Genomic DNA, 21,466 nt, shown 5'->3' on the forward strand with positions numbered 1-21,466 from the left:
TTAATGGGGCCACTGCGATTTGAACGCAGGTCAGAAGACCCCCAGTCTCCTAGGATGGCCAGGCTACCCTATGGCCCCTCCCTTATAGTTTGGATCTGAATAGCTTATGTAGTTTCGCTTCTGAAACGGTGAAAGCGTGGTGATTAGATCTTCATCATCTTGTACTCTTCCACGCTACGGGTCAGCTGTTCAAGTTCGGTTCCGGTAACTTCCATTCTGCTGCTGATCTCTTCCACTTCCTTGAGGAGCTGCTTGATCCGCACGTACATCACGTACATGATGAACAGCAGGCTGATGATGATAAGTGAAAGGATCACGATCATAATGCTGTCGATTGTCATGGTTATCTCCTGAATAGCGTTCGAGCAAGCCGCTCGACAAATCTTTCTCTCCTTTCTTCGACGGGTTCGTTATATTCGATCCCGGCAAGCGTTGCAGCTATACGCCGAAATGCCACGGCTGAAGGTGAATCCGGATACTTGATCACGATCGGGGTCTTGTAGGTCGAGGAGCGGCGTACGTTCGGGTCTTCGGGGATCACATCGATGATCGGCACACCAAGAACCTTCTGGATCTTCTGTTTGGAGAGATCGGTGTTTTCAAGGCTTGCCCGGTTGAGAATGGCACCTCTGACGGTTCCGCCGACCATCTCGGTCAGAATCTTGACTTTCAGGGCGTCGACGAGCGAGGAGATCTCGGGATTGACCACCAGGATGACCTCGTCGGCGACGGCAAGCGGGATGACCGCATCGCTGCCGAGTCCGGCGGGGGCGTCGAGGAGCAGGTAATCGCAGCGGCTGACGAGATCGCGCATCACATCCTTCAGTCGCTGGGGGTCTGCCTCCTGGAATCCCTTGAGCGAGATCCCGCTCGGCACCACTTTCAGCCCGTGCGGTCCGTCATAGATCGCATCCTGAATCTTTGCTTTTCCCGCGAGCACTTCGTGCAGGGTGATCGATGCATTCTCAAGGCCGAGCACGAGCCCGAGGTTTGCCATCCCCACGTCGACATCGACGATGTACGTCTCCTTTCCGTAGTAAGCAAGCGCTGTTCCGAGATTTGCAGTGACTGTTGTTTTTCCTGTCCCGCCTTTACCGGAGGCGATTGTGAAGGCTCTGATCATCTCATTCCCGTCTCATGGAGAGATCGAAGTGATACCATATAGTAGTTTCTAAATGAGAAAGGGGATTTAACAACTCCATATCTTTTATTGGCGGCTTTTTTCTCTCCGTTTCGGGTTTTTTCTGCTGAAGTGATCCGGGGGTGCAGGCAACCGTTGTACACGCGGCGCCGATACGGTGCCCGGCCGGGGCGTGCGCTCTCCCGGAGCAGGAGAGATGATCCGCCGGGAGCCATCAGTACGGGAAAATTATATCACCCAGCATCGCTACCGTAACGCCGCCGCACCGGCCATTGGGATGTGCCATGGTGCCGAAGGATCCGCGGGCGTGCCCCTCTGCCGGGAGCCGGGCCTAAAACGAAGGAGGGGGCGTGATACGGGTGTATTCGATTCGATATTGATATATGGTGCGAGGTGTATATGTCCTTGTATAACGCTTGGGGTTTATCCGTATGACTGACCATCCACCCTCGAAAGAGAAGGCTCAAACGTACATCGAGGAGATCCGATCCATCAGCGGTGTGGTTGCCTGTGCTCTTGTATCGCAGGATGGCTTTGTTATGGGCAAGTATTTCCGGGATAACGGGCAGACTCCCTCGCTGTTCGCAGCAATGAGTGCAACGATTTTTGCGTCGGCAGAAGCTGCTGCGAGTGCTGTTCACATCAGTTCCCCCTCGTCGATCGTGGTCACTACGGCGGACGCCACGATTCTGGTCGTATGTGTAGGAAATGAAGCACTCATCACGGCGGTTGTTGAGAAGACCGCGGATCCTGCAGCGGTCAGTGAGCAGCTTGCGACGGTTGCAGCCAGGATTGGGGAGGAACTATAATGTATACGATACTGGTCGTTGATGATAGTCCGATGATCGTCGACGTATTCGTGACGATGCTTGAGCGGGGAGGATATCATCCGATAACGGCGTACAGCGGGGAAGAGGCGTTATCGGTCTTACGGGAGGCCACGCCCGATCTGATTCTGCTCGATATCATGATGGAGCCGATGGACGGGTGGGAGACGCTCGAGAACCTCAAAGGCAATCTTTCGACGAAGCATATCCCCGTTCTGATGCTGACGGCAAAACCCCTGACGCCGGAAGAGGCGAAGGAATACGGGGTATATATTGAAGATTACATACTCAAACCGACGACGCATCACCAGCTCTACGACGCGATAGAGCATGTTCTCCAACGCCGTCACTCCATCACTGCGGATATCGAGCGTGCACGGCAGGCCGGTGTGGATCAGCGGATCATCGACGAGTATGAGCGTCTCAGCAAGAGCGTGGATATCAACAAACGTCTCCTGAAGATCCTCGAGACCACCTACAGCATCAAGGATGCAAAGGTGGGGATGGGTGAGAATATCACGCGTGCCATCAAGAGCATGGCGACCAGTATCAAGCTGCAGGAAGAACGCCTGCACCAGATACGGGGCGAGTTCACCGTCTTTGCAGAGCAGTAACTCCGTTTTTCCTTTTTATTCCCCTTCCGCCCTGTCGGAGCCGAAACGCCGCTCCTGCTTCCCTATGTAGACGATGGCGATCGTCAGGACGAGGATGGCGACGATGGTAAGCGCCACATCGGCTGCCTCTACGGGTTCGACGCCGAATGTCAGGATGCGCCGCACCATGGCGGTCATGGCGGCGATCAGGATGGGGGTGACCTGGAGCCGGTTGGTTTTGAAGTAGAGCGTGACTGTGTCCAGGAGCTCGATGATGATGATGGTGACGAGGAGCGCGTGCAGCACGGCAAGGACGCCGAGCGTGGTGTTCTTCGTTGTGAAGACTTCAAGGATGAGCAGCGCTACATCATAGAGCGATAGTATTGCGAGGATGGACAGCGCGATGGCAATTGCGAGGTAGATCCCCAGCGTCACGTTCGACAGGGCCGAAATAATCGTATTGATATGGTGGTTTTTTATCGCCACAGGATCACTCCTGAATGAGCGTTCTCTGAAGAGTAGAACTCCCGGAATGGCATTAAATATTCCGGTACGTCGGGAAACCGGATTCGGACATAAAGATTTATATGATAATACGGTGAATGATAAGATACGCACCTGAGTAAAGTTTTTATACTTTTCTTGCGTTGTAATAATGCTATGATGGCATACGCGCGGGGCCTATAGCTCAGTTAGGTAGAGCGCCTGGCTTTTAACCAGGTGGTCGGGGGTTCAAATCCCCTTGGGCCCGTTGCCATGGGCGTTGATCTGTGGTTTTTGTATAGGTGATGCATCTGATATGTGACTCTTTCGTCAGCGGGGTATAATGGATGAGCACCTCATTTGACGTAATCAAACACTCGATGGTTCCTGACCATCAAATTATGAGCGAAGAAGAGGTAAAGACGTTACTCTCCACGTATGAGATCTCTTTGGAGCAACTGCCGAAAATCTACCATGACGACCCGGCAGCCAAAGCTATCGGGGGCAATATCGGGGATGTTGTTCGGATAGTCCGTGAGAGCCGGACTGCGGGCAGAGCGGAGTCGTACCGTCTCGTTGTGAAGAGACCGAAGAAATAAATCCTGGCCGGGAGCTGATTCATCTGATAGACAGAAGTGTATTGTCTAGAGCTTATTTTTCGCGGGAACACGTAGCAAGACATCAACTGGATTCTTATAATAATTTTCTCCTGCACAATCTTCAGAAAGTTGTGGACGAGCAGCGCGTCATTGAGACCGACATCGAGACGCGTGGAAAGGGGAGAGAAGCTGTATGGGTCGAACTCGGGACGATCGAGGTGAAAAAGCCGCTCGTCCGGGAGGCGGACGGTTCGCAGTCCGAGCTCTTCCCGAGTGAAGCGCGCCTCCGAAACCTCACGTATGCCGCACCTATCCAGCTCGATATGACGCTTGTCCAGGGTGACGAGCGTCAGGAAGGGATCGTAACCACCATCGGCCAGCTGCCGGTGATGATCGGTTCTGCCGCCTGCAACCTCCATGGAATGACCGACGACGAGCGGACCGAGCAGGGTGAAGACCCGCTCGACCCGGGTGGCTACTTCATCGTCAACGGTACAGAACGGGTCCTGATGACGCTCGAGGACCTCGCATCCAACAAGATCATGACCGAGTTCACCGAGCGCTACAACGAGCGGATCTACGTTGCCAAGGTATTCTCGCAGTACCGGGGTTACCGCGCGCTCGTTATCGTGGAGCGGAACCGCAAAAACCTGCTTGAGGTCTCCTTCCCCTCGGTAGCCGGTCACCTGCGGTTCATCGATCTGATGCGGGCGCTCGGCCTTCCCGGCGACCACGACATCGTCGAGGCCGTCTCTACGGACGAGGAGATCCTTACGTTCATGATGCAGAACCTGGAAGAGAGCGACTGCGATACCGTCGAGGAGGGCGTCATGTACGTCGGCAAGAAACTTGCTCCGAACCAGACGCGCGATTACCAGCGGAAACGTGCGGAGTTTGTCCTTGACAACTACCTGCTGCCGCACCTCAACTATCTGATGCCGATCGGCCTCAAAGAGGAGGATCCCGGCTACCGACAGACGGTTGAAGAGGTCAGGCTCGCAAAGGCGCACTTCCTCGGCCGTATGGCAGAGGCCTGCTTCGATCTCGTCCTCGACCGGCGGCGCATCGACGATAAGGATCACTACTCGAACAAGCGCTTAAAACTCGCCGGCGACCTTATGGAAGACCTTTTCCGTATCTCGCTAAACCGCCTCACGAGGGATGTCAAGTACCAGCTCGAGCGCGCCAGCATGCGGCACCGCGACCTCTCCATAAGCACCGCGGTCCGCGCCGACGTCCTTACCGAGCGCCTGCTCCACCCGCTCGCCACCGGTAACTGGGTGGGCGGCAGGACGGGTGTCTCGCAGCTCCTCGACCGTGTCGATCACATGGCCGTGCTCTCGCACCTGCGCCGTGTAATCTCTCCCCTCTCCCGTTCGCAGCCTCACTTCGAGGCGCGTGATCTGCACCCCACCCAGTGGGGGCGTATCTGTCCGAGCGAGACACCGGAGGGTCCGAACTGTGGTCTCGTAAAGAACTTCGCCCAGATGGTCGAGATCAGCAAGGGCGTTCTGGATGAAGAGGAAGTGAAGAATATTCTGTTTGATTCGGGTGTCATCGCCCTCCGGAGGGAGACCATATGAAGATGTCACGTGTCTTCGTCGACGGCGCACTCATCGGCCTCGTGGAAGACCCGGTTGCCCTCGTTGCGAACATCAGGCGCATGCGCAGGCGCGGTGAGGTCTCGACGGAGATCAACGTCTCGTATAAAGAGTTCAATAACGACGTCATCGTTCACACCGACCGCGGACGGGCTCGCCGCCCGCTGATCGTCGTCGAGAACGGCAAGACGCAGGTCGCCCCCGAAGATATCGAGCGGCTTCGGGCCGGCGAGATAGACTTCAACGACTTTGTGAGGAGAGGCGTCATCGAGTTCATCGATGCCGAGGAGGAGGAAGACCTCTTCATCGCCATCACCGAGGATGTCCTCACTCCCGAGCATACGCACCTTGAGATCGATCCTGCGCTGATCCTCGGTATCGGTGCGGCTCACGTCCCGTTCCCCGAGCACAACGCCAGTCCGCGTGTCACCATGGGTGCCGGAATGGTCAAGCAGGCGCTTGGGTTTGCCGCCGCGAACATGAAGCTCCGGCCCGACACCCGTGGCCACATGCTCCACTACGTCCAAAAGCCCCTCACCTACACGCAGACCTCCGATGTCATCGGTTCCGATGACCGGCCTGCCGGTCAGAACTTCGTCGTGGCGATCATCAGCTACGAGGGGTTCAACATTGAGGATGCGCTCATCATCAACAAGGCCTCGATCGATCGGGGCGTCGGGAGGTCTCACTTCTTCCGCACCTACGACGGCGAAGAGCGCAGGTACCCTGGCGGACAAGTCGACCGGATCGAGATCCCCGACGAAGAGGTCTCGGGTGCGCATGGTACCGAGTACTATGCAAACCTCGACGACGACGGCGTCATCAGCCCCGAGACGGTGGTCCGGGAGAAGGACGTCATCATCGGAAAGACCTCGCCGCCGAGGTTCCTCGAAGAGCCGACGAGTGAACTGATCGCCGTTGAAAAGCGGCGGGATACTTCAGTCACGATGCGGAGCAACGAGCACGGTATCGTCGACACCGTCATCATCACCGAGGGTGAGAACAGTTCGCGTCTCGTGAAGGTGCGCACGCGGGATCTCCGTGTTCCCGAGGTGGGCGACAAGTTCGCATCGAGGCACGGGCAGAAGGGTGTCATCGGGCTCATCCAGCCTCAGGAGGATATGCCCTTCACCGAGTCCGGGATGACGCCCGACCTCGTCATCAACCCCCACGCCGTCCCGAGCCGTATGACGATCGGGCACATGCTCGAGATGCTCGGCGGCAAGGTCGGCAGCCTTGAAGGGCACCGGATCAACGCGACGGCGTTCCGCGGCGAGCGGGAAGCGGCGATGCGGAGCTCCCTCAAGGAACTCGGCTTTTCCCACACCGGGCGCGAAGTGATGTACGACGGTATCACCGGCCGGCGGTTTGCCGCCGATATCTACATCGGCGTTATCTACTACCAGAAACTCTACCACATGGTCTCGAGTAAGATGCACGCCCGTTCGCGCGGTCCGGTGCAGGTGCTCACCCGCCAGCCGACCGAGGGTCGTGCCCGTGAAGGAGGTCTTCGGTTCGGTGAGATGGAGCGTGACGTCATGATTGGTCACGGTGCTGCGATGGCGCTTAAAGAGCGTCTCCTTGACGAGTCCGATAAGGTCTCGGAGTGGGTCTGCGCCAAGTGCGGTATGGTGGCGATGCTTGATCGGAAGCGCAAGATAACCCGCTGCCTTGCCTGCGGTGGCGAGACCGACATCTATCCGGTCGAGATGAGCTATGCGTTCAAGCTGCTGCTTGACGAGATGAAGAGTATGGGCATTGCTCCCCGCCTGCGGCTCGAAGATATGGTATAACGGGGGCGAACTACAGTATGACCAGTCCTAAACGTGTTGGAAAGATCGAATTCGGGCTCCTCTCCCCGAAAGAGATCCGCAAAATGAGTGTCCGGAAGATCATCTGGGCCGATACCTACGACGACGACGGGTTCCCTTATCCGCAGGGGCTCATGGACCTGAATCTCGGTGTTATCGACCCGGGTCTCCGGTGCAAGACCTGCGACCAGAAGGCGGCCGAGTGTCCCGGACACTTCGGGCATATCGAGCTCGCAAAACCTGTCATTCATGTCGGCTACACCCGATTGATCCGGAAGCTTCTCAGGGTGACCTGCCGGAGCTGTGCGCGCCTTCTGCTCACCCCTGAAGAGGTGGGAAAGGTCACCGGTTCCGAAGAGGGCGAGATCGGTTCCGAGTTCGTCTCCGAGAAGGATATCAAGAAGGAGCGCACCTGCCCGCACTGCGGCGAGCAGCAGCTCAAGATCAACTTTGAAAAACCCACCACCTTCTCCGAACTCTGGGTGGAGGACGGGAAAAAGTTCGAGCATAAACTGACGCCTGCCGATATCCGGTCACGCCTCGAGCGGATTCCGGATGACGATCTGCGGGCGCTCGGTGTCAACCCCACGGTTGCCCGCCCCGAGTGGACGATCCTGACCGTTCTTCCCGTTCCGCCGGTCACGATGCGGCCGTCGATCATCCTTGAGAACGGCCAGCGGTCCGAGGACGATCTGACGCACAAGCTCGTGGATATCATCCGTATCAACCAGCGGTTCAAGGAGAACCAGGATGCAGGCGCTCCCCAGCTGATCATCGAGGATCTCTGGGAACTCCTGCAGTACCACGTCACCACCTACCTTGATAACGAGGTGGCGGGCTGTCCGCCTGCGCGCCACAGGAGCGGAAGGCCTCTAAAGACCCTCTCACAACGTCTCAAGGGGAAAGAAGGCCGTTTCCGTGGTTCGCTCTCCGGTAAGCGTGTGAACTTCTCCGCTCGTACGGTCATCTCTCCCGACCCAAACCTCTCTATCGGTGAGGTTGGTATCCCGCTTGCGATCGTGAACGAGATGACCGTTCCGGTGCGGGTGACCTCCTACAACATCGAGGAGGTCAGGCAGTACGTCTTAAACGGTGAGGAGCGGAAGACGATCAAGGCTCCCTGCGGCGCGAACTATGTGATCCGGCCGGACAACCGGAGAATGCGCCTCTCAGAGTCGAACCGGGAGACCGTGGCCGAGATGATCGAGCCCGGTTGGACGGTGGAACGCCAGCTCAGGAGCGGCGATATCGTCCTCTTCAACCGGCAGCCCTCGCTGCACCGGATGAGTATCATGGCGCACCGGATCGTCGTCATGGATGGGAAGACGTTCCGGCTGAACCCGGCCGTCTGTCCTCCCTACAACGCCGACTTTGACGGTGATGAGATGAATCTCCACATCCCGCAGACCGAGGAGGCACGCGCGGAGGCGGAGATCCTGGTCTCGGTGCAGGCGAACATCCTCTCGCCGAGAACCGGAGGGCCGATCATCGGGGGTATCCACGATCACATCTCCGGTATCTTCCTCTTAACCCACGAGACGCGCTGGTTTGCGAAAGAAGAGATGCTCTACTTATTAAAGCACGTCCCGATCGAGCATCTCCCTCCTTCCGACAAGGAGATAGACGGAAAGCCGTACTGGACGAACAAGCAGGTATTCTCGGCTATCCTTCCGGACGGCCTGAACATGGTCTTTAAGGCGACGAGCTGCCAGCACTGCGAGACCTGCCGGCGCGAGGTCTGCGACCGTGACGCGTACGTCAGGATCATCGACGGTCAGCTCGTCTCCGGAACCATCGACAAGAAGGCGATCGGTGCCTTCGACGGTCAGATTCTGCACCGTATCATCCGCCAGTACGGCCTTAAGCGGGGAGCGCAGTTCATCGACGACGTGACGAAGCTTTCGATCCGCGGTATCATGATCGAAGGGTTCAGTTTCGGTATCGACGACGAAGACCTGACCAAGACGGAATACGGTCAGATCGACGAGGTGCTGAAGAACGCGCTCCTCGATGTCGAGCGGCGGATCAAGATCTACAACGAAGGCCAGCTTGAGCCCATGCCGGGGCGGACGCTCGACGAGACGCTCGAGATGCAGATCATGCAGGTGCTCGGCAAAGCCCGTGACCGTACGGGTGAGATTGCCGGAAGGCACCTCGGCCTTGGGAACAGCGCCGTCGTGATGGCCGTCTCCGGTGCTCGTGGCTCCATGCTGAACCTGACCCAGATGGCAGGCTGTCTCGGGCAGCAGTCGGTGCGTGGCGAACGGATTGTGCGTGGCTACGAGGAGCGGACGCTGCCGCACTTCAAGCGGGGCGACCGTGGTGCGGGCGCTCACGGGTTCATCGCCAACAGTTACAAGAGCGGCCTATCCCCGACCGAGTTCTTCTTCCACGCTATCGGTGGTCGTGAAGGTCTTGTGGATACGGCCGTCCGAACGTCGCAGAGTGGTTACCTGCAGCGCCGTATGGTCAATGCCCTGCAGGATCTGAAGGTGGCCTACGACGGTACCGTCAGGACAACCGGCGGCAGAATCATCCAGTTCAAGTACGGCGAAGACGGTACCGACCCGTCGCGCAGCAGCAGCGGCGACCCGGTCGACGTGAAAGGTATTGTGGAGAGCGTGCTCAAGGAGGAAGTCTGATGAACGGGGATATGGAGAGACGTATTGACGAGGCCGATCTGCCCGTCAAGACGAAAGAAGATTTAAAAAAGAGCCTTATAGGCAAAGATGTCTCCGAAGAGCAGTTCACCTGGATCCTCGAGATGGTCTTCGCAGAGTACCGGAAGACCAGGATCGAGCCCTGCGAGGCAGTGGGAGTCATTGCCGCCCAGTCGATCGGCGAGCCCGGAACGCAGATGACGATGCGTACGTTCCACTATGCGGGTGTGGCTGAGATCAACGTTACGCTCGGGCTTCCCCGTCTCATCGAGATCATGGATGCCCGGCGTGAGCCGAGCACCCCGACGATGGCAGTATACCTTCTGGAAGACTGGGCGTTCAACCGTGACCGTGCGAGGGAGGTCAGCTGGCAGATCGAGGCTGCCCCGCTCCACGAGTTCGGCGACATCACCATCGACATGGAGAACATGCAGGTGCTCGTGCAGCTGAACAAGCAGGTCTGTGACCGGCGGAAGATCAGCGTCGAGGAGATCATCGAGACGGCACCGCGGAAGATCCGGGAACGCCGCCACTTCCGCGACTTCGAGAGCGAAGGCGATGCCAAGAAGGCGTTGATCACGTTCCTCCCGAAGAACCGGGAGAGCTACCAGAACCTTTTCCAGCTCGCCGAGCACGTCCGGATCGTCATCGTTCAGGGTATCGACGACATCGAGCGTGTGGTCGTCCGAAAGGAAGAAGGAGAGTATATCCTTTATACTGAAGGCTCCACCCTAAAAGATGTCTTTCAGGTTGAGGGAGTCGACACCGCCCGAACCCGAAGCAACAACATCAGCGAGATCGCCGACGTGCTCGGTATCGAGGCCGGCAGGAACGCAATCATCCAGGAAGCGCTGAGCACCCTGAACGAACAGGGTATCGGCGTCGATGTCCGTCACATCATGCTTGTGGCCGACATGATGTGCATGGAAGGGGAAGTGAAGCAGATCGGTCGCCACGGAATTGCCGGCGAGAAGGAGAGCGTTCTTTCACGAGCGGCATTCGAGGTGACGGTCAATCACCTGCTGGATGCGGCGATCGCAAACGAGGTGGACGAGCTGAACGGCGTGACCGAGAACGTCATCGTTGGTCAGCCCATCCAGCTCGGAACCGGTGATGTAAAACTCATTGCAAGGCCTGTAAATCTGTAAAACGAGGAGAATCGTAAATGGACTTTAATACTTCATTGCGCAAAGCTGTCAAAACAGGAAATGTGCTCCTTGGTCAGAACAAGACCAAAGACTGCATCCAGGAAGGCAAGGCCAAGCTTGTTGTCGTGGCCGAAAACTGCCCTGGAAACTTTAAAACCTTCATCAACGAACAGGATGAAACCCCCGTCTATGTCTATAGCGGGTCAAGCGTTCAACTCGGTAAAGCATGTGGTATGCCCTTTGTCGTCAGCGCGCTCGCAGTCATCGAGCCGGGAGAATCCGACATCCTGAATATCAAGAGAGTGTGACATGGCACAGGTTGTACTGACTGAAGAGTGCATGCGTCTCATCTCACAGTTCGAGAGCCTCACCGGAGCGGGGAGCCGTGACTGTATTGTGGACGACCGCAACGAACGCATCATCTTTGTGATCAACCCCGGTGATATGGGTCTTGCTATCGGAAAGAGCGGTGCGAGCATCAAGAAAGCCTCCGAAGCGATGGGGAAGCGGATCGAGGTTGTCGAGTACGCAAGCGATCCCGGACAGTTCCTGAAGAACTGCTTCCTCCCTGCGCAGGTTACCGGCATTGATTTCGACGAGGGCGATGAGGACGGCGAGTGCATCGCCATCGTCGATGTAAGGGATGAAGACCGTGGTCTTGCCATCGGCAAGGCCGGGAAGAATATCTTCAAGGCGAAGATTCTTGCCCAGCGGCAGCATGACATCGGTGATGTGCAGCTCGCCCAGAACGGCGATTCCTGATCTTATCATCTTTTTTTCTCTGTTGGCTTCCACCCAATGGAGGCGCCTGTTTTCTGACAGACCGATAGGTTCCGGGGCGGGGTTATCTTCCCCTGGTAGTATATTCCGGATCGTATACTGGGTAAATTATTTATATCTTGATATGCTTCATCTGCATTCGATGCAGGCAGGGAGTGCATCTGGTATTTCATCTGTTCTCCGGGAGTAGTTCCACCGTTTCACTGAAGCACCCTGCCGATCGGATATGGGATTGCATATGCTCAAACTGTTTGCGGTACTATCGGCATTTCTTGTGATATCCGGGATGACGGTCGCCCTGGGTGAGACCTTGCCGGCAGAAGAAGCGGGGATATGCCCGCTCTCCGGTGCCGTCGGCGTTCTTTGCCTGCACCTTCCTTCCTGCATGGTTCTGCAGGCAACTTCCCTTTTGACCGATGCCCTCACGGCGACTGATGATGACGATCTGGCTGAGAAGGATGCTGAAGATGGCGGTGATGACGGAGAAGACGAAGATGACGAAGACAACGAGGACGACACAGGGGATTGGGATGATGAAGATACCGGTATCGGGCGTGACGTTCCCCGGTCGCCCGGGCGTTCCGATGAGATCCATGCACGAAAGCCGCAGAAGCCGGAGCAGGACACACCTCCACCGACCGAGTGGCCGACGCCGGAATCCACTCCTTCTCAGGATCCGTCTCCTTCCGCGACGCCGACCCCGGAGCCCACGGCTTCTGTACCCGTCACAGAGCCTTCCCTCCCTCCGACGACTACGGCAACCCCGGATACGCCGCTGACGCAGCCTCCCACGACAACGCTCCCGACGCAGACTCCGACGGAGAGGCCGACGATGGAACCTACTGAAGCAGCGACGACGGTTCCGATGATTACGCCGACAGAAACCCCTACAGCGACCCCTACAGCGACCCCTACAGCGACCCCTACAGCGACCCCTACAGCGACCCCTACAGCGACCCCGACAAAGACTCCCGCTCCTCCGGTGGACACACCGACGGAAGCAGCCACCACGCCTGCAACGACTGTTCCGACGACAAAACCGACGGAGACGTTCACCCCGGCTCCTACGAGCACTCCGGGAGAAGAGATGACACCGACAGATATTCCTACGCCTCTCCCGGAAGGGACACCCGATCCGGAGGCCGTCGTTGGTGATGTCCCGGAGCCGGTTCAGTCGTCGTCCGGCGGGGGCGGTTCCATTGTCCGGAGTTCGCAGCCTTCTCTCACCGCAACACCGGGCACGCCCTCCGGTCAGCACCCCGCGGTCAGGGATGTGCCTGATCTTGCGACGCCTGCCCCGACTCTGGTCACCCGGCCGGGAGCAGATCAGGATCTCCTCCGCATCACGGGCATCGGGATCTACGAGTCGAATACGCCGGATACGGTGGCAATAACCGCCAACGGCACGAAGGTGGGATATCTTGCCCGTCTAATCGACGACGCTATGAGGGCTCCGGGGCATCAGCCGCGGGTGGCGTTTGAAGAGAGGACGTTCACCGTATCGGTGACGCTCGAGGCGAGGAACGTATCGTTCTCGGAGAGTACCCCGGTATACGTTGTCCTTATCCCCCCGGCGGAAGAGACCGGGATCTATCGGATAACCCGGACAGCAGCACCCGGGATTCTCGCGGCGGGCGAACGGAACGCCTGGCGTTTCTCTGTCACACCGCTCTCCGCGAGGCTGACGCTTGAGAACCTGACGTCTACCGAGACGGCGGGGATCACCAACCTGACCGGATACCCCGATCTCTTCACTTTCCGGGTAGTTGCTTTTACCGATGCATACGACGGTGTCGCGACCGCCGTATCTGATCCGGTCATCTCAGTCAGGCCGGCGGCGGCAGGTGCCGCGACCGTTCTCCTTCCTGACTACTACAGCCAGATGGAGGTCGGGACGACCCCGGTACTACAGGCATCCGAGACGCTGAACGCGGCCTGGCTGCGGGGGGTTGGTGAAGACGAGATACTGAACGTATCAGGTACGCGCCTTGCCGTGATACAAAGCCTCGGAAGAGAAGATCTGGAGTCCATCTATCTCGCTGAGTCGCCCGCACCGGCGATCCGGGAGGTCGGTATATCGCCCTTCGACACCATCGTTGCCGCTCTTGCAGGCACGGTGGCGTGGCTCCAGAGCACCTTCCACGCTCTCTTTGGCTGAATGCGGGGATGCCGGTATACCCGGCTTCACCCGGTTCTGAAGAGTTCCCAGACTTTCAGGAGCCCGAAACATCCGGTCAGCATCATGTCTCCGTAGGGTGCGGCCTGGTAGGCATCCGGGAGGAGGCGCTGGCGGTTCGGGCCGGTAGCGGCGATTATATCGGTGAGGAGCGGTTCTCTGACTGCTGCTCCGTGCCCGCCGTCCTCGAATATCTCTTCATTCGTCAGGAGGCCGTTCGCCAGCCTCCATAGGTAGTGCTGCAGTTTATGCGGGTCGAGTGATGCGGTGTGGTGCTCGAAGAAGCCGTAGATCTCATCGCCCTTCAGGGTGCAGCAGAGGGTGTGGCCGTTGCCGACGTTCACCAGGATGATGCCCTCGTCGTCTGCCCGGGCACGCACCCACGGGTCCTCGAGTGCTCCGATCAGGGCGACAGGGCCGGTATCGGTCACAAGGGCTCCCGGCACCTGTCTCCGGATCGCCGCCATTCTGGTCATATCGGGCGACGGTGTTTCCTCAACGAGGGAGGAGAGCCGCCAGCCGCCTGCGTCGAGCCGTTCACGGAGCAGCTCGAACCGTCGAAGCCGGTTGCTCCGGTGCGGCGAGTAGCCGTGGTCCTGGACGGCCACCGCGAGCCTTTCCGGGTACGTCACTGCAAACATCCCGAACGTCGCCCGGAGTTCTTCTGCCATGTAGTCGGTCAAAGATATCGGAACGGCGTCGGAGGGACGGCTGTGAACAATCCGGACGCCGAGCGATCTGACACGGGCAGGATCGTCGTAGATGGTCGCCGCCGCCTCGGGGGTTGCGTAGACGGCAAGCCCTGCCGCGAGGTGCTCGCACACCGCCGCCACGTTCGCTCCGCCGCCCATCAGGTGTCCCTCGAGGAAAACCGCTTCTCCGCGACGACGTGCCTGCCGGATCGCCTCCGCGACCACGACGGTCGGGGACGGGAGCACGAGTTTGATGCTGTTTTCTAGGGGTTGACCGGGCTCGTATACCAGAATGTCCTGTGTGCCCCTGCCGATGTCGATGGCAAGGAGGGGAGTATCGATCTCGTTCATGGTCTTCATCCGCATCCCCGGCACTGCTGCCCGCTCCTGCCGGGGTGATACTCATCCTCGTCCGGCCTGCCAGAAGAACCTATCGAAAAAAGTGCGGTGGTGGTGTTATGCGTTCGATCTGTTATCTGCCGCCGAAAAATCGGTATGTGCTTCGGTTGCCGCGCTCTCCCGCCGATACTCCTGGAACTCCTTGAGAGAGACGGTCAGATCCCTGGTGAAGGCGAAGTAGCCTATCTGGGTCGTGCGGCAGAGGTTCATCGCCATCTCCATCAGGCCTCTTGGGTCGGGGCGTGCTTCTCCAAGCCAGATGTGGAAGATATTGCCGCCGTCGACGATCGGGAAGAAGACGTGTTCGATCTCCATCCGTTTGGTGAGCGGGACGGGAGCTGCGGGGGTGACGTGAGTGCCGTTCGTGTAGTAGATGGGGAGGTCAAGTGTCGTGCCGAGCATCTCGAGCGCCTGCTCGGCGTCGCCCTTGATGACCTTGAGCGCGTGGTCGCGGAACCGCTCGTCCAGAAGATCTGCAACGGCGAACCGCTGTCCGGTCGTCTCGGCGGGTGTCCGCGCGAGGGCGATGGTCATGCCGTGACGCTCCGAGAGTTCGCGTGCGTACATTTCGAGCTCGGTCATTGCCCGGATGGCAAGCCTGAAGGCGTCCCTCGACTCGTGGAGCTGAGAGCCGGTGAAGTGCTGCACCATCTCGTTGACGCCGACAACTCCGATGGTGTAGACGAGCCCCTCGAGATCGACGGCAACCGCACCGCGCTCTCCGGTGTTCGGGTCTTTCGGGCGCTGCATGGCGAAGGGCATCCGGCCATTCGTCCGGATCAGCGACATCCACCGCCGCTTTATACGGTAGAGCTCGACGGCGGTGTCCATGAGCGCTTTGAGCTCGGCAAAGAGCCGATCCTGATCGCCTTCCGCCTTGTACGCCGCTCGCGGGCAGTTGATGGACATGACCTGCCAGGAGCCCATGGAGAAGTGCTTGCCGTCTCTGAAATAGAGTTTGTCCTCAAACTGGTCGTCCTTCTCGGCGACGGAGGAGAACTGGTAAGCGCAACATTGGTAGCACGATATTCCTTCCCCGGCGCCCCGGTAGGCGGGGATCTGGTTATCGTAGTAGGGCGTTCCGAACTTGGAGGCGAGCTCGAAGGTCATCAGGTAGAGGTCGCGATAGGTGGGGATATCGGGGTGGTCGCGGTTGAACTCCTCGTCTTCGGTCATGAAGTCTGGCTCGATGCTGATCTCGGGTTTCGGGAAACTGAAGGGTTTGCCCCAGTAGTCCCCTTCGAGCATCACTTCCATCAGCGCCTTGAAGAGAAGCCTTACCTCTCGCTCGAGTTCCCCGTAGGTGCGCAGGGGTGCCTGCGTACCGTTCCAGACGAGCCCCCGGTAGACGACGGGCTTGTCCTTCCAGAGGGTGGGCACGCCGGGCGAGAGCTGCACCGAGGAGAAGACAACCTGGCCGCCCCGCGCCACCATCATCTGTGTCATCTCGTAGACGAACATCTGCATGAGCTGCTTGATCTCCCCGTAGGACATCCCCTCGAAGAAGGGGGCCATGAAGGTGAGGAAGTTATAGTAGCCCTGGCCGCCGGCAAAGTTTGTCTGTGCCGAACCGAGCGCCTTGACTGCGTGGAGCACCGCTACTTCGGCGCGTTTCGCGGGCCCGGCGACCGACGCCTTCGTTCCGTTGCCGTCGGGCATCAGGCCGTAATAGAAGAAGTAACGGAGGTCCCAATCCTGGCAGAATGGCCTTGTCCCGAAATATTCCAGGTCGTGGATGTGGAGGTTGCCGCAGAGATGGTGATCGGCAAGGTGGGGGGGGAGCTGCAGGAGGTACTGCTCCTTGCTGATCTTGTCCGCCTTCTTTTTGTGCGAGGTCTCTGCGTTCTCCTGGAGGTTGGCGTTGTCTTTCGCCTCAAAGCCCCGCCCGACGTCGATGAGGTGGGCGTCGAAGACCGGAGTGCCGACGCGGGTGCAGACGTTCCGGTACTGCGTCATCCCTCGCTCGAGCAGGGTCATGTTGACGATCTCGCGGATGAGGGGGCCGGAGAGAGACTCAAGGCCGAGCATCTGGATCTTCTTCTCGACCCTCCGCGCCACGTCTTCGGCGATCTCGTCCGTCGCCCCTCCGCCGTCGTAAAAGACCTCGACGAGCTTCGTTTCCTCGAGTACCTGCCGGATGATCCGTTTCCTGTCCCACTCGAGGAGGTAGCCGCGGGACGTGCGGACCTTCGGGAAGACGGGGATGAAGTCGCCGGCGAGTGTCGTCTGGGTGGTCCTGCGGGTCACCCTCACGCCTCCGCAATCAGGTCAGCCACCATGTCTTCCTGAAACACTCCTCCCGGAAAGAGATCCTGCGACGTGTAAAATGAGGTGTCCTTCTGGAGGACTGGTGCTTCCTGAACGAATACGCCGTTTATCCGAAGTTCGGTCAGTGCTTCGGCGGACGCCAGATCCTGCTCGATGTAGCGTGCTCCTCGTTCCGCCAGAAATTCCTTTAAAATCTCGCAATTTGGACAGAAATCAAGTGTATAAACAATAAACTGCGATGTATCTGGTATAATGACACCCCCGAATAGATGGATGATCATTCGTCGCTTGCCGTAAAAATGGTTCCCATTTTAGAGTAGAATGGGTCTCCGGTCGGAAGGCGGCGTTGTGTTTGTCCCCCCGCAGATCTGGTGCCGGTTCCTCTAAAATCCCCGGGACGCCGGAGATGAGCGATCAGCATTTGTAGGTGGATGCGAAAGATAGTACGATACTATGGTCAGGTCATTTGTCGCGATCGATCTCTCTGAAGAGGTCCGTCGGAAGATACGGGAGTCGCAGGACCTGCTCGAGAGATGCGATGCCCGGCTCAGCATCGTCGCTCCTGCCAATATCCATATCACCCTCAAATTCCTCGGAGAGATAGAGCCCTCCGCGATAGGGCCGATCCTCGAGGCGCTCGAATCCGTCCGCGGCGAGGCGTTCGAGGTGACGATCGGCCGTGCCGTCTGCAACCCGCCGTCACGGCCGCGGGTGATCTGGTGCGGTATAGAGGACACAGGTGGGTGTGCAGCCCTGAACCGCCAGATTGAAGCCCTCCTTGAGCCGCTTGGATTCGAGCGGGAACGGCGGGCGTTCACCCCTCATGCGACCCTTGCGCGAGTGAAGCGGTTCGATCCGTCTCTTCTCCGGCAGGTCGAGTCGCTTCCGGAGATCCCGATCGGATCGTGCGAGGTCAGGTCTATCAAACTCAAGAAGAGCACCCTCACCCCTCGCGGGTCTCTCTATGAAGACCTCGGGGAGGTTCTGCTGTGAGCCGGTGCTCCTGCGAGGAGGATGCGCTCCATCGGATCAGGCCGACTCCGGAGGAGCGTACCTATGTCAGAACCATCGGTAGCCACCTGATCGAGGCGGTGGAGAAGACCGGCCTTGCCAGGGCGATGATGGTCGGGTCGGTCGCCCGTGACACGTTCATCCGGGGTGACCGCGATCTCGATGTCTTCATGCTCTTCGACCCGTCGATCTCACGGGAAGAACTCGAGGAGAAGGGGCTTGCTCTCGCACGCACGGTGGCCGAAGCGTTCGGGGCGTCGTGTCGGGAGAAGTATGCCGAACATCCGTATATCAACGCCACGATCGACGCGCTCGACGTCGACCTGGTGCCCTGCTACGCCGTTCTGCGTGCCACGGAGATCAAAAGCGCCGTCGACCGGACACCGTTTCACACCCGGTATATCCTGCAGCATATCGGCGATCTCGGCGACGAAGTCCTCCTCCTCAAGCAGTTTACCAAGACTGGTGGGGTCTACGGTTCCGACCACATGACCGAAGGGTTCTCCGGATATCTCTGCGAACTCTTAGTGATCTACTACGGCGGGTTTAGGGGAGTTCTGGAGGCGGCCGCCGGATGGAGGCCCGGCGTCGTCATCGATATCGAAGGCCACGGCAGCAGGGCATTCGAAGAGCCTCTCGTCGTCGTCGATCCGGTCGATCCCGAGCGGAACGTCGCCGCCGCTCTCTCCCTTACCCGTATGAGCGAGTTTGTGGAGCTTGCACGTGGGTATCTCGCCACTCCCTCCGAGGCGTTCTTCATCCCGCCGCCTTCTTGTCCGTTCACCGAAGATGCGTTCCGCCGCACTATCGATGGGCGGGGGGCAAAACTCATCTCCCTGACATTTGCGACCCCGCCCTATACGGCCGATACGGTCGTTCCGCAGCTCCGGAAGTCCGCCGAGTCCGTCCGGGAACTCCTGGAACGGAGCGAGTTTCCGGTAAACCGGTTCGATGTCTGCATGCAGGAGGAGCGGAGTATGCTCCTCTTCGAACTCATGACGGATACGCTACCTGCGGTGCGCCGCCACCTCGGCCCGCCGGTCTGGTCAGAAGGAAACGCCCGCAAGTTTGTCGGAAAGTACGTCGATGCGGATCTCTTCTCCGGGCCGTTTATCGAGGACGGGCGATATTATGTCGAAATTCCCCGGCAGTATCGGGAGGCTGCCCTCCTGCTTCGCTCCCGCTCGCTCCTCGATGTTGCCCTCGGCAGGCACGTCAGGAAGTCCATGAAAGAGGGCTGGGAGGTGCGGGAAGGCCGGGCATGCTGGGACGAGTCATTCGCCTCTTTCCTCGGTGAATTCTTCCGGCACGAATCACCGCTCGTCCGGGTCCTGCGGCATCGGCAGGAATAGGGATGCGCTGCTGTGCTGGATGCTAAAAAATATGCGGGATGCCGTCCGCGGCAGCCCGCCATGATGTATCCTGGTTGGAGGAAGAGAGGGGAGGTTGGTACCAGGGATTGTACTGTGGATGCTTCCTGTCCCTTATATTGCCGTATCGCCCCGCTCTTTTGTCCGTACCCGGATGACATCGTCGATCGTCGTTACGAATATCTTGCCGTCCCCGATCTGGCCTGTGGCCGCACTGGTTGCGATGATATCGATGATCTTCTCGGCATCAACGTCGGCAGCGACGATCTCAATCTTCGTCTTCGGGATCATATCGACAACGTACTCGGCACCCCGCCACTGCTGGGTGATGCCTTTCTGCCGTCCGCGGCCCTTCACCTCGGTGACGGTCATGGAGTCGAATCCTGCAGTCTCGAGGGCGTGCTTGACGTCCTCAAACTTCATTGTCCTGATGATTGCTTCGATCTTTTTCATACTTTCTCACCGTCCACGGTGGGTTCGGTTGCTATGAAGTTCGGGTAGGCGCTGACACCGTGCTCGCCGATGTCGAGCCCCTGCAGTTCTTCGGCGGCGGATACCCGGATCCCGACCGTGTACTTGAGGGCGGCGAACAGGGCGAGACCGAGGCCGAATGCCCAGACAAAGTTCACGGCCATGCTGATCGCCTGTGCGGCGAAGAACCCGGCGTTGCCGTAAAGCAGCCCGGTCACGAGCGGCCCGTCGGTTACGTACACGCCGTAGGTGCCGTCGGCGAAGATCCCGAGCGCGAGCAGGCCCCAGGCGCCGTTGAACCCGTGCACCGAGACCGCACCCACCGGATCGTCGATGTGAAGCACCCAGTCCAGGAGCCAGACGCCGAGATAGATGATGATACCGGCGACGATTCCGATGAAGACGGCCGCGGTCGGGTTTACCCAGGCACATCCTGCGGTAATGGCTACGAGGCCGCCGAGCACGCCGTTCCCGGTCATACTTACATCAGGCTTACCGTACCGCCACCAGGTAATGAGCATTGTGGTTATTGCTCCCGCGGCAGAGGCAAGGACGGTGTTTGCAGCGATGATGGAGATGCGGAGTTCCGTTGCGGCGAGGGTGCTGCCTGCGTTGAACCCGAACCAGCCGAACCAGAGGATGAAGACGCCGAGAGCCGCGAGCGTGAGGGCATGCCCCGGTATCGCGACGGGTGTCCCGTCTCTTCGGTACTTCCCTATCCGGGGTCCGAGCATCAGGGCGCCTGCAAGGCCGACGAAACCGCCGATAGCATGGACGACACCGGAACCGGCGAAGTCGAGCGCCCCGTAGCCGCCGCCGAGACCGACCATGAACTCGCTCGCGTTCAGCCACCCCCCGCCCCAGAGCCAGTGCCCGTAGATCGGGTAGATCAGCGCGGTGATGGCAATGCTTGCGATCAGGTAGGTGGAGAACTTCGTCCGCTCGGCAACCGCTCCCGAGACAATGGTCGCAGCCGTTGCGGCGAAGACCATCTGGAAGAACCAGAGCTCCATCGTGGAGACATCGTAGCCGTTCCCGAGCAGGAAGAACCCGTCAAGACCGACGAGCAGCCCAGTTATCCCGGAGGCGGTGCCGAACATCAGGGCGAACCCGACAGCCCAGTAACTGAGCGCACCGAGCGAGAAGTCCGCGAGGTTCTTCATCATGATGTTGACGGCGTTTTTTGCTCTTGTGAGGCCCGTCTCTACCATGGCAAACCCTGCCTGCATGAACATCACGAGGAATCCGCAGATCAGGGTCCACACGAAGTTGACCGGCGCGAACGAGTCTTCTTCCAGTGTCGCGGCACCGGAAGGGTCTGCCGCAACTGCCGGAACCGCCAGCAGGGCGAGCAGACAGATGACGAGTGTCAGTTGGAATCTGGATAAACCTGTCATGGTAATCACCTGCGTGCAGGTAGAAGTACGTTTCCTTCC

The 21,466-nt window shown here is 58.9% G+C and carries 22 protein-coding genes and 2 tRNA genes; 13 read left to right on the forward strand and 11 right to left on the reverse strand.

Annotated elements, in window-relative coordinates:
- Positions 1-4 precede the first annotated feature (4 nt).
- From ABH15_RS02130 to minD, 3 genes are all read right to left on the reverse strand, one after another.
- A tRNA-Pro gene (locus ABH15_RS02130) sits at positions 5-78 on the reverse strand.
- Positions 79-143: 65 nt separating this feature from the next.
- Positions 144-341: a hypothetical protein gene (locus ABH15_RS02135; protein WP_164913610.1), complete on the reverse strand. Its 198-nt coding sequence runs from the start codon at positions 339-341 to the stop codon at positions 144-146.
- A gap of 2 nt (positions 342-343) precedes the next feature.
- Positions 344-1,123 (reverse strand): cell division ATPase MinD, encoded by a 780-nt coding sequence (gene minD, locus ABH15_RS02140; RefSeq protein ID WP_128692714.1) that lies wholly within the window; start codon positions 1,121-1,123, stop codon positions 344-346.
- 449 nt (positions 1,124-1,572) lie between these two features.
- Between minD and ABH15_RS02145 the strand changes: the two genes are divergently transcribed.
- Both ABH15_RS02145 and ABH15_RS02150 read left to right on the forward strand, forming a co-directional pair.
- Complete coding sequence (locus tag ABH15_RS02145) at positions 1,573-1,950, forward strand: roadblock/LC7 domain-containing protein (RefSeq protein ID WP_128692715.1); 378 nt, start codon at positions 1,573-1,575, stop codon at positions 1,948-1,950.
- Positions 1,950-2,582, forward strand: coding sequence for a response regulator (locus ABH15_RS02150; protein ID WP_128692716.1), 633 nt, complete (start codon positions 1,950-1,952; stop codon positions 2,580-2,582). The genes ABH15_RS02145 and ABH15_RS02150 overlap by 1 nt, the downstream gene beginning before the upstream one ends.
- A 15-nt stretch (positions 2,583-2,597) precedes the next feature.
- Here ABH15_RS02150 and ABH15_RS02155 read toward each other — a convergent pair whose 3' ends face one another.
- Positions 2,598-3,047 (reverse strand): phosphate-starvation-inducible PsiE family protein, encoded by a 450-nt coding sequence (locus tag ABH15_RS02155; protein ID WP_128692717.1) that lies wholly within the window; start codon positions 3,045-3,047, stop codon positions 2,598-2,600.
- A 191-nt stretch (positions 3,048-3,238) separates the two neighbouring features.
- Here ABH15_RS02155 and ABH15_RS02160 point away from each other — a divergent pair.
- The 8 genes from ABH15_RS02160 (at position 3,239) to ABH15_RS02195 (ending at position 11,625) form a co-directional block, all read left to right on the forward strand.
- A tRNA-Lys gene (locus ABH15_RS02160) sits at positions 3,239-3,312 on the forward strand.
- A gap of 79 nt (positions 3,313-3,391) precedes the next feature.
- Positions 3,392-3,643: a DNA-directed RNA polymerase subunit H gene (locus ABH15_RS02165; RefSeq protein WP_128692718.1), complete on the forward strand. Its 252-nt coding sequence runs from the start codon at positions 3,392-3,394 to the stop codon at positions 3,641-3,643.
- A gap of 41 nt (positions 3,644-3,684) precedes the next feature.
- A complete protein-coding gene (locus ABH15_RS02170; protein WP_128692719.1) occupies positions 3,685-5,226 on the forward strand; it encodes a DNA-directed RNA polymerase subunit B'' in 1,542 nt (513 codons plus the stop codon).
- On the forward strand, positions 5,223-7,037 hold the full coding sequence (gene rpoB / locus ABH15_RS02175; RefSeq protein ID WP_128692720.1) for a DNA-directed RNA polymerase subunit B: 1,815 nt from the start codon (positions 5,223-5,225) through the stop codon (positions 7,035-7,037). The genes ABH15_RS02170 and rpoB overlap by 4 nt, the downstream gene beginning before the upstream one ends.
- A gap of 17 nt (positions 7,038-7,054) precedes the next feature.
- On the forward strand, positions 7,055-9,697 hold the full coding sequence (locus ABH15_RS02180) for a DNA-directed RNA polymerase subunit A' (protein ID WP_128692721.1): 2,643 nt from the start codon (positions 7,055-7,057) through the stop codon (positions 9,695-9,697).
- A complete protein-coding gene (rpoA2, locus tag ABH15_RS02185) occupies positions 9,697-10,863 on the forward strand; it encodes a DNA-directed RNA polymerase subunit A'' (protein ID WP_128692722.1) in 1,167 nt (388 codons plus the stop codon). Before ABH15_RS02180 ends, rpoA2 begins: the two co-directional genes overlap by 1 nt.
- Positions 10,864-10,880: 17 nt before the next feature.
- Positions 10,881-11,171 (forward strand): 50S ribosomal protein L30e, encoded by a 291-nt coding sequence (locus tag ABH15_RS02190; protein ID WP_128692723.1) that lies wholly within the window; start codon positions 10,881-10,883, stop codon positions 11,169-11,171.
- A 1-nt stretch (position 11,172) separates the two neighbouring features.
- Complete coding sequence (locus tag ABH15_RS02195; RefSeq protein ID WP_128692724.1) at positions 11,173-11,625, forward strand: NusA-like transcription termination signal-binding factor; 453 nt, start codon at positions 11,173-11,175, stop codon at positions 11,623-11,625.
- A 277-nt stretch (positions 11,626-11,902) separates the two neighbouring features.
- Here ABH15_RS02195 and ABH15_RS02200 read toward each other — a convergent pair whose 3' ends face one another.
- Together ABH15_RS02200 and ABH15_RS02205 are read right to left on the reverse strand one after the other, a co-directional pair.
- Positions 11,903-12,238, reverse strand: coding sequence for a hypothetical protein (locus ABH15_RS02200; RefSeq protein WP_128692725.1), 336 nt, complete (start codon positions 12,236-12,238; stop codon positions 11,903-11,905).
- Between the two features lie 74 nt (positions 12,239-12,312).
- Complete coding sequence (locus ABH15_RS02205) at positions 12,313-12,717, reverse strand: hypothetical protein (protein WP_128692726.1); 405 nt, start codon at positions 12,715-12,717, stop codon at positions 12,313-12,315.
- 13 nt (positions 12,718-12,730) lie between these two features.
- Here ABH15_RS02205 and ABH15_RS02210 point away from each other — a divergent pair, with 13 nt between their 5' ends.
- Positions 12,731-13,801 (forward strand): hypothetical protein, encoded by a 1,071-nt coding sequence (locus ABH15_RS02210; RefSeq protein ID WP_128692727.1) that lies wholly within the window; start codon positions 12,731-12,733, stop codon positions 13,799-13,801.
- A gap of 26 nt (positions 13,802-13,827) precedes the next feature.
- Here the strand turns inward: ABH15_RS02210 and ABH15_RS02215 are convergent, their stop codons facing one another.
- From ABH15_RS02215 to ABH15_RS02225, 3 genes are all read right to left on the reverse strand, one after another.
- Positions 13,828-14,871: a DUF1786 domain-containing protein gene (locus ABH15_RS02215; RefSeq protein WP_241647977.1), complete on the reverse strand. Its 1,044-nt coding sequence runs from the start codon at positions 14,869-14,871 to the stop codon at positions 13,828-13,830.
- Positions 14,872-14,967: 96 nt separating this feature from the next.
- The gene (gene nrdD / locus ABH15_RS02220) at positions 14,968-17,157 is read right to left on the reverse strand and encodes an anaerobic ribonucleoside-triphosphate reductase (protein WP_241647978.1); all 2,190 of its coding nucleotides are present in this window, start codon (positions 17,155-17,157) and stop codon (positions 14,968-14,970) included.
- Between the two features lie 2 nt (positions 17,158-17,159).
- Positions 17,160-17,459: a glutaredoxin family protein gene (locus ABH15_RS02225; protein WP_128692728.1), complete on the reverse strand. Its 300-nt coding sequence runs from the start codon at positions 17,457-17,459 to the stop codon at positions 17,160-17,162.
- Positions 17,460-17,631: 172 nt separating this feature from the next.
- Between ABH15_RS02225 and thpR the strand changes: the two genes are divergently transcribed.
- Positions 17,632-18,171, forward strand: a complete 540-nt coding sequence (thpR, locus tag ABH15_RS02230) for an RNA 2',3'-cyclic phosphodiesterase (RefSeq protein WP_128692729.1) — start codon at positions 17,632-17,634, stop codon at positions 18,169-18,171.
- Positions 18,168-19,541, forward strand: coding sequence for a CCA tRNA nucleotidyltransferase (gene cca / locus ABH15_RS02235; RefSeq protein WP_128692730.1), 1,374 nt, complete (start codon positions 18,168-18,170; stop codon positions 19,539-19,541). The genes thpR and cca overlap by 4 nt, the downstream gene beginning before the upstream one ends.
- 132 nt (positions 19,542-19,673) lie before the next feature.
- On the opposite strand, the gene ABH15_RS02240 is transcribed toward cca, so the two are convergent.
- Positions 19,674-20,012 (reverse strand): P-II family nitrogen regulator, encoded by a 339-nt coding sequence (locus tag ABH15_RS02240; protein WP_128692731.1) that lies wholly within the window; start codon positions 20,010-20,012, stop codon positions 19,674-19,676.
- Complete coding sequence (locus tag ABH15_RS02245) at positions 20,009-21,427, reverse strand: ammonium transporter (protein WP_128692732.1); 1,419 nt, start codon at positions 21,425-21,427, stop codon at positions 20,009-20,011. Before ABH15_RS02245 ends, ABH15_RS02240 begins: the two co-directional genes overlap by 4 nt.
- Positions 21,428-21,466 lie beyond the last annotated feature (39 nt).

Origin of the sequence: Methanoculleus taiwanensis, from assembly GCF_004102725.1 — an archaeon.
Lineage (GTDB): Archaea > Halobacteriota > Methanomicrobia > Methanomicrobiales > Methanoculleaceae > Methanoculleus_A > Methanoculleus_A taiwanensis.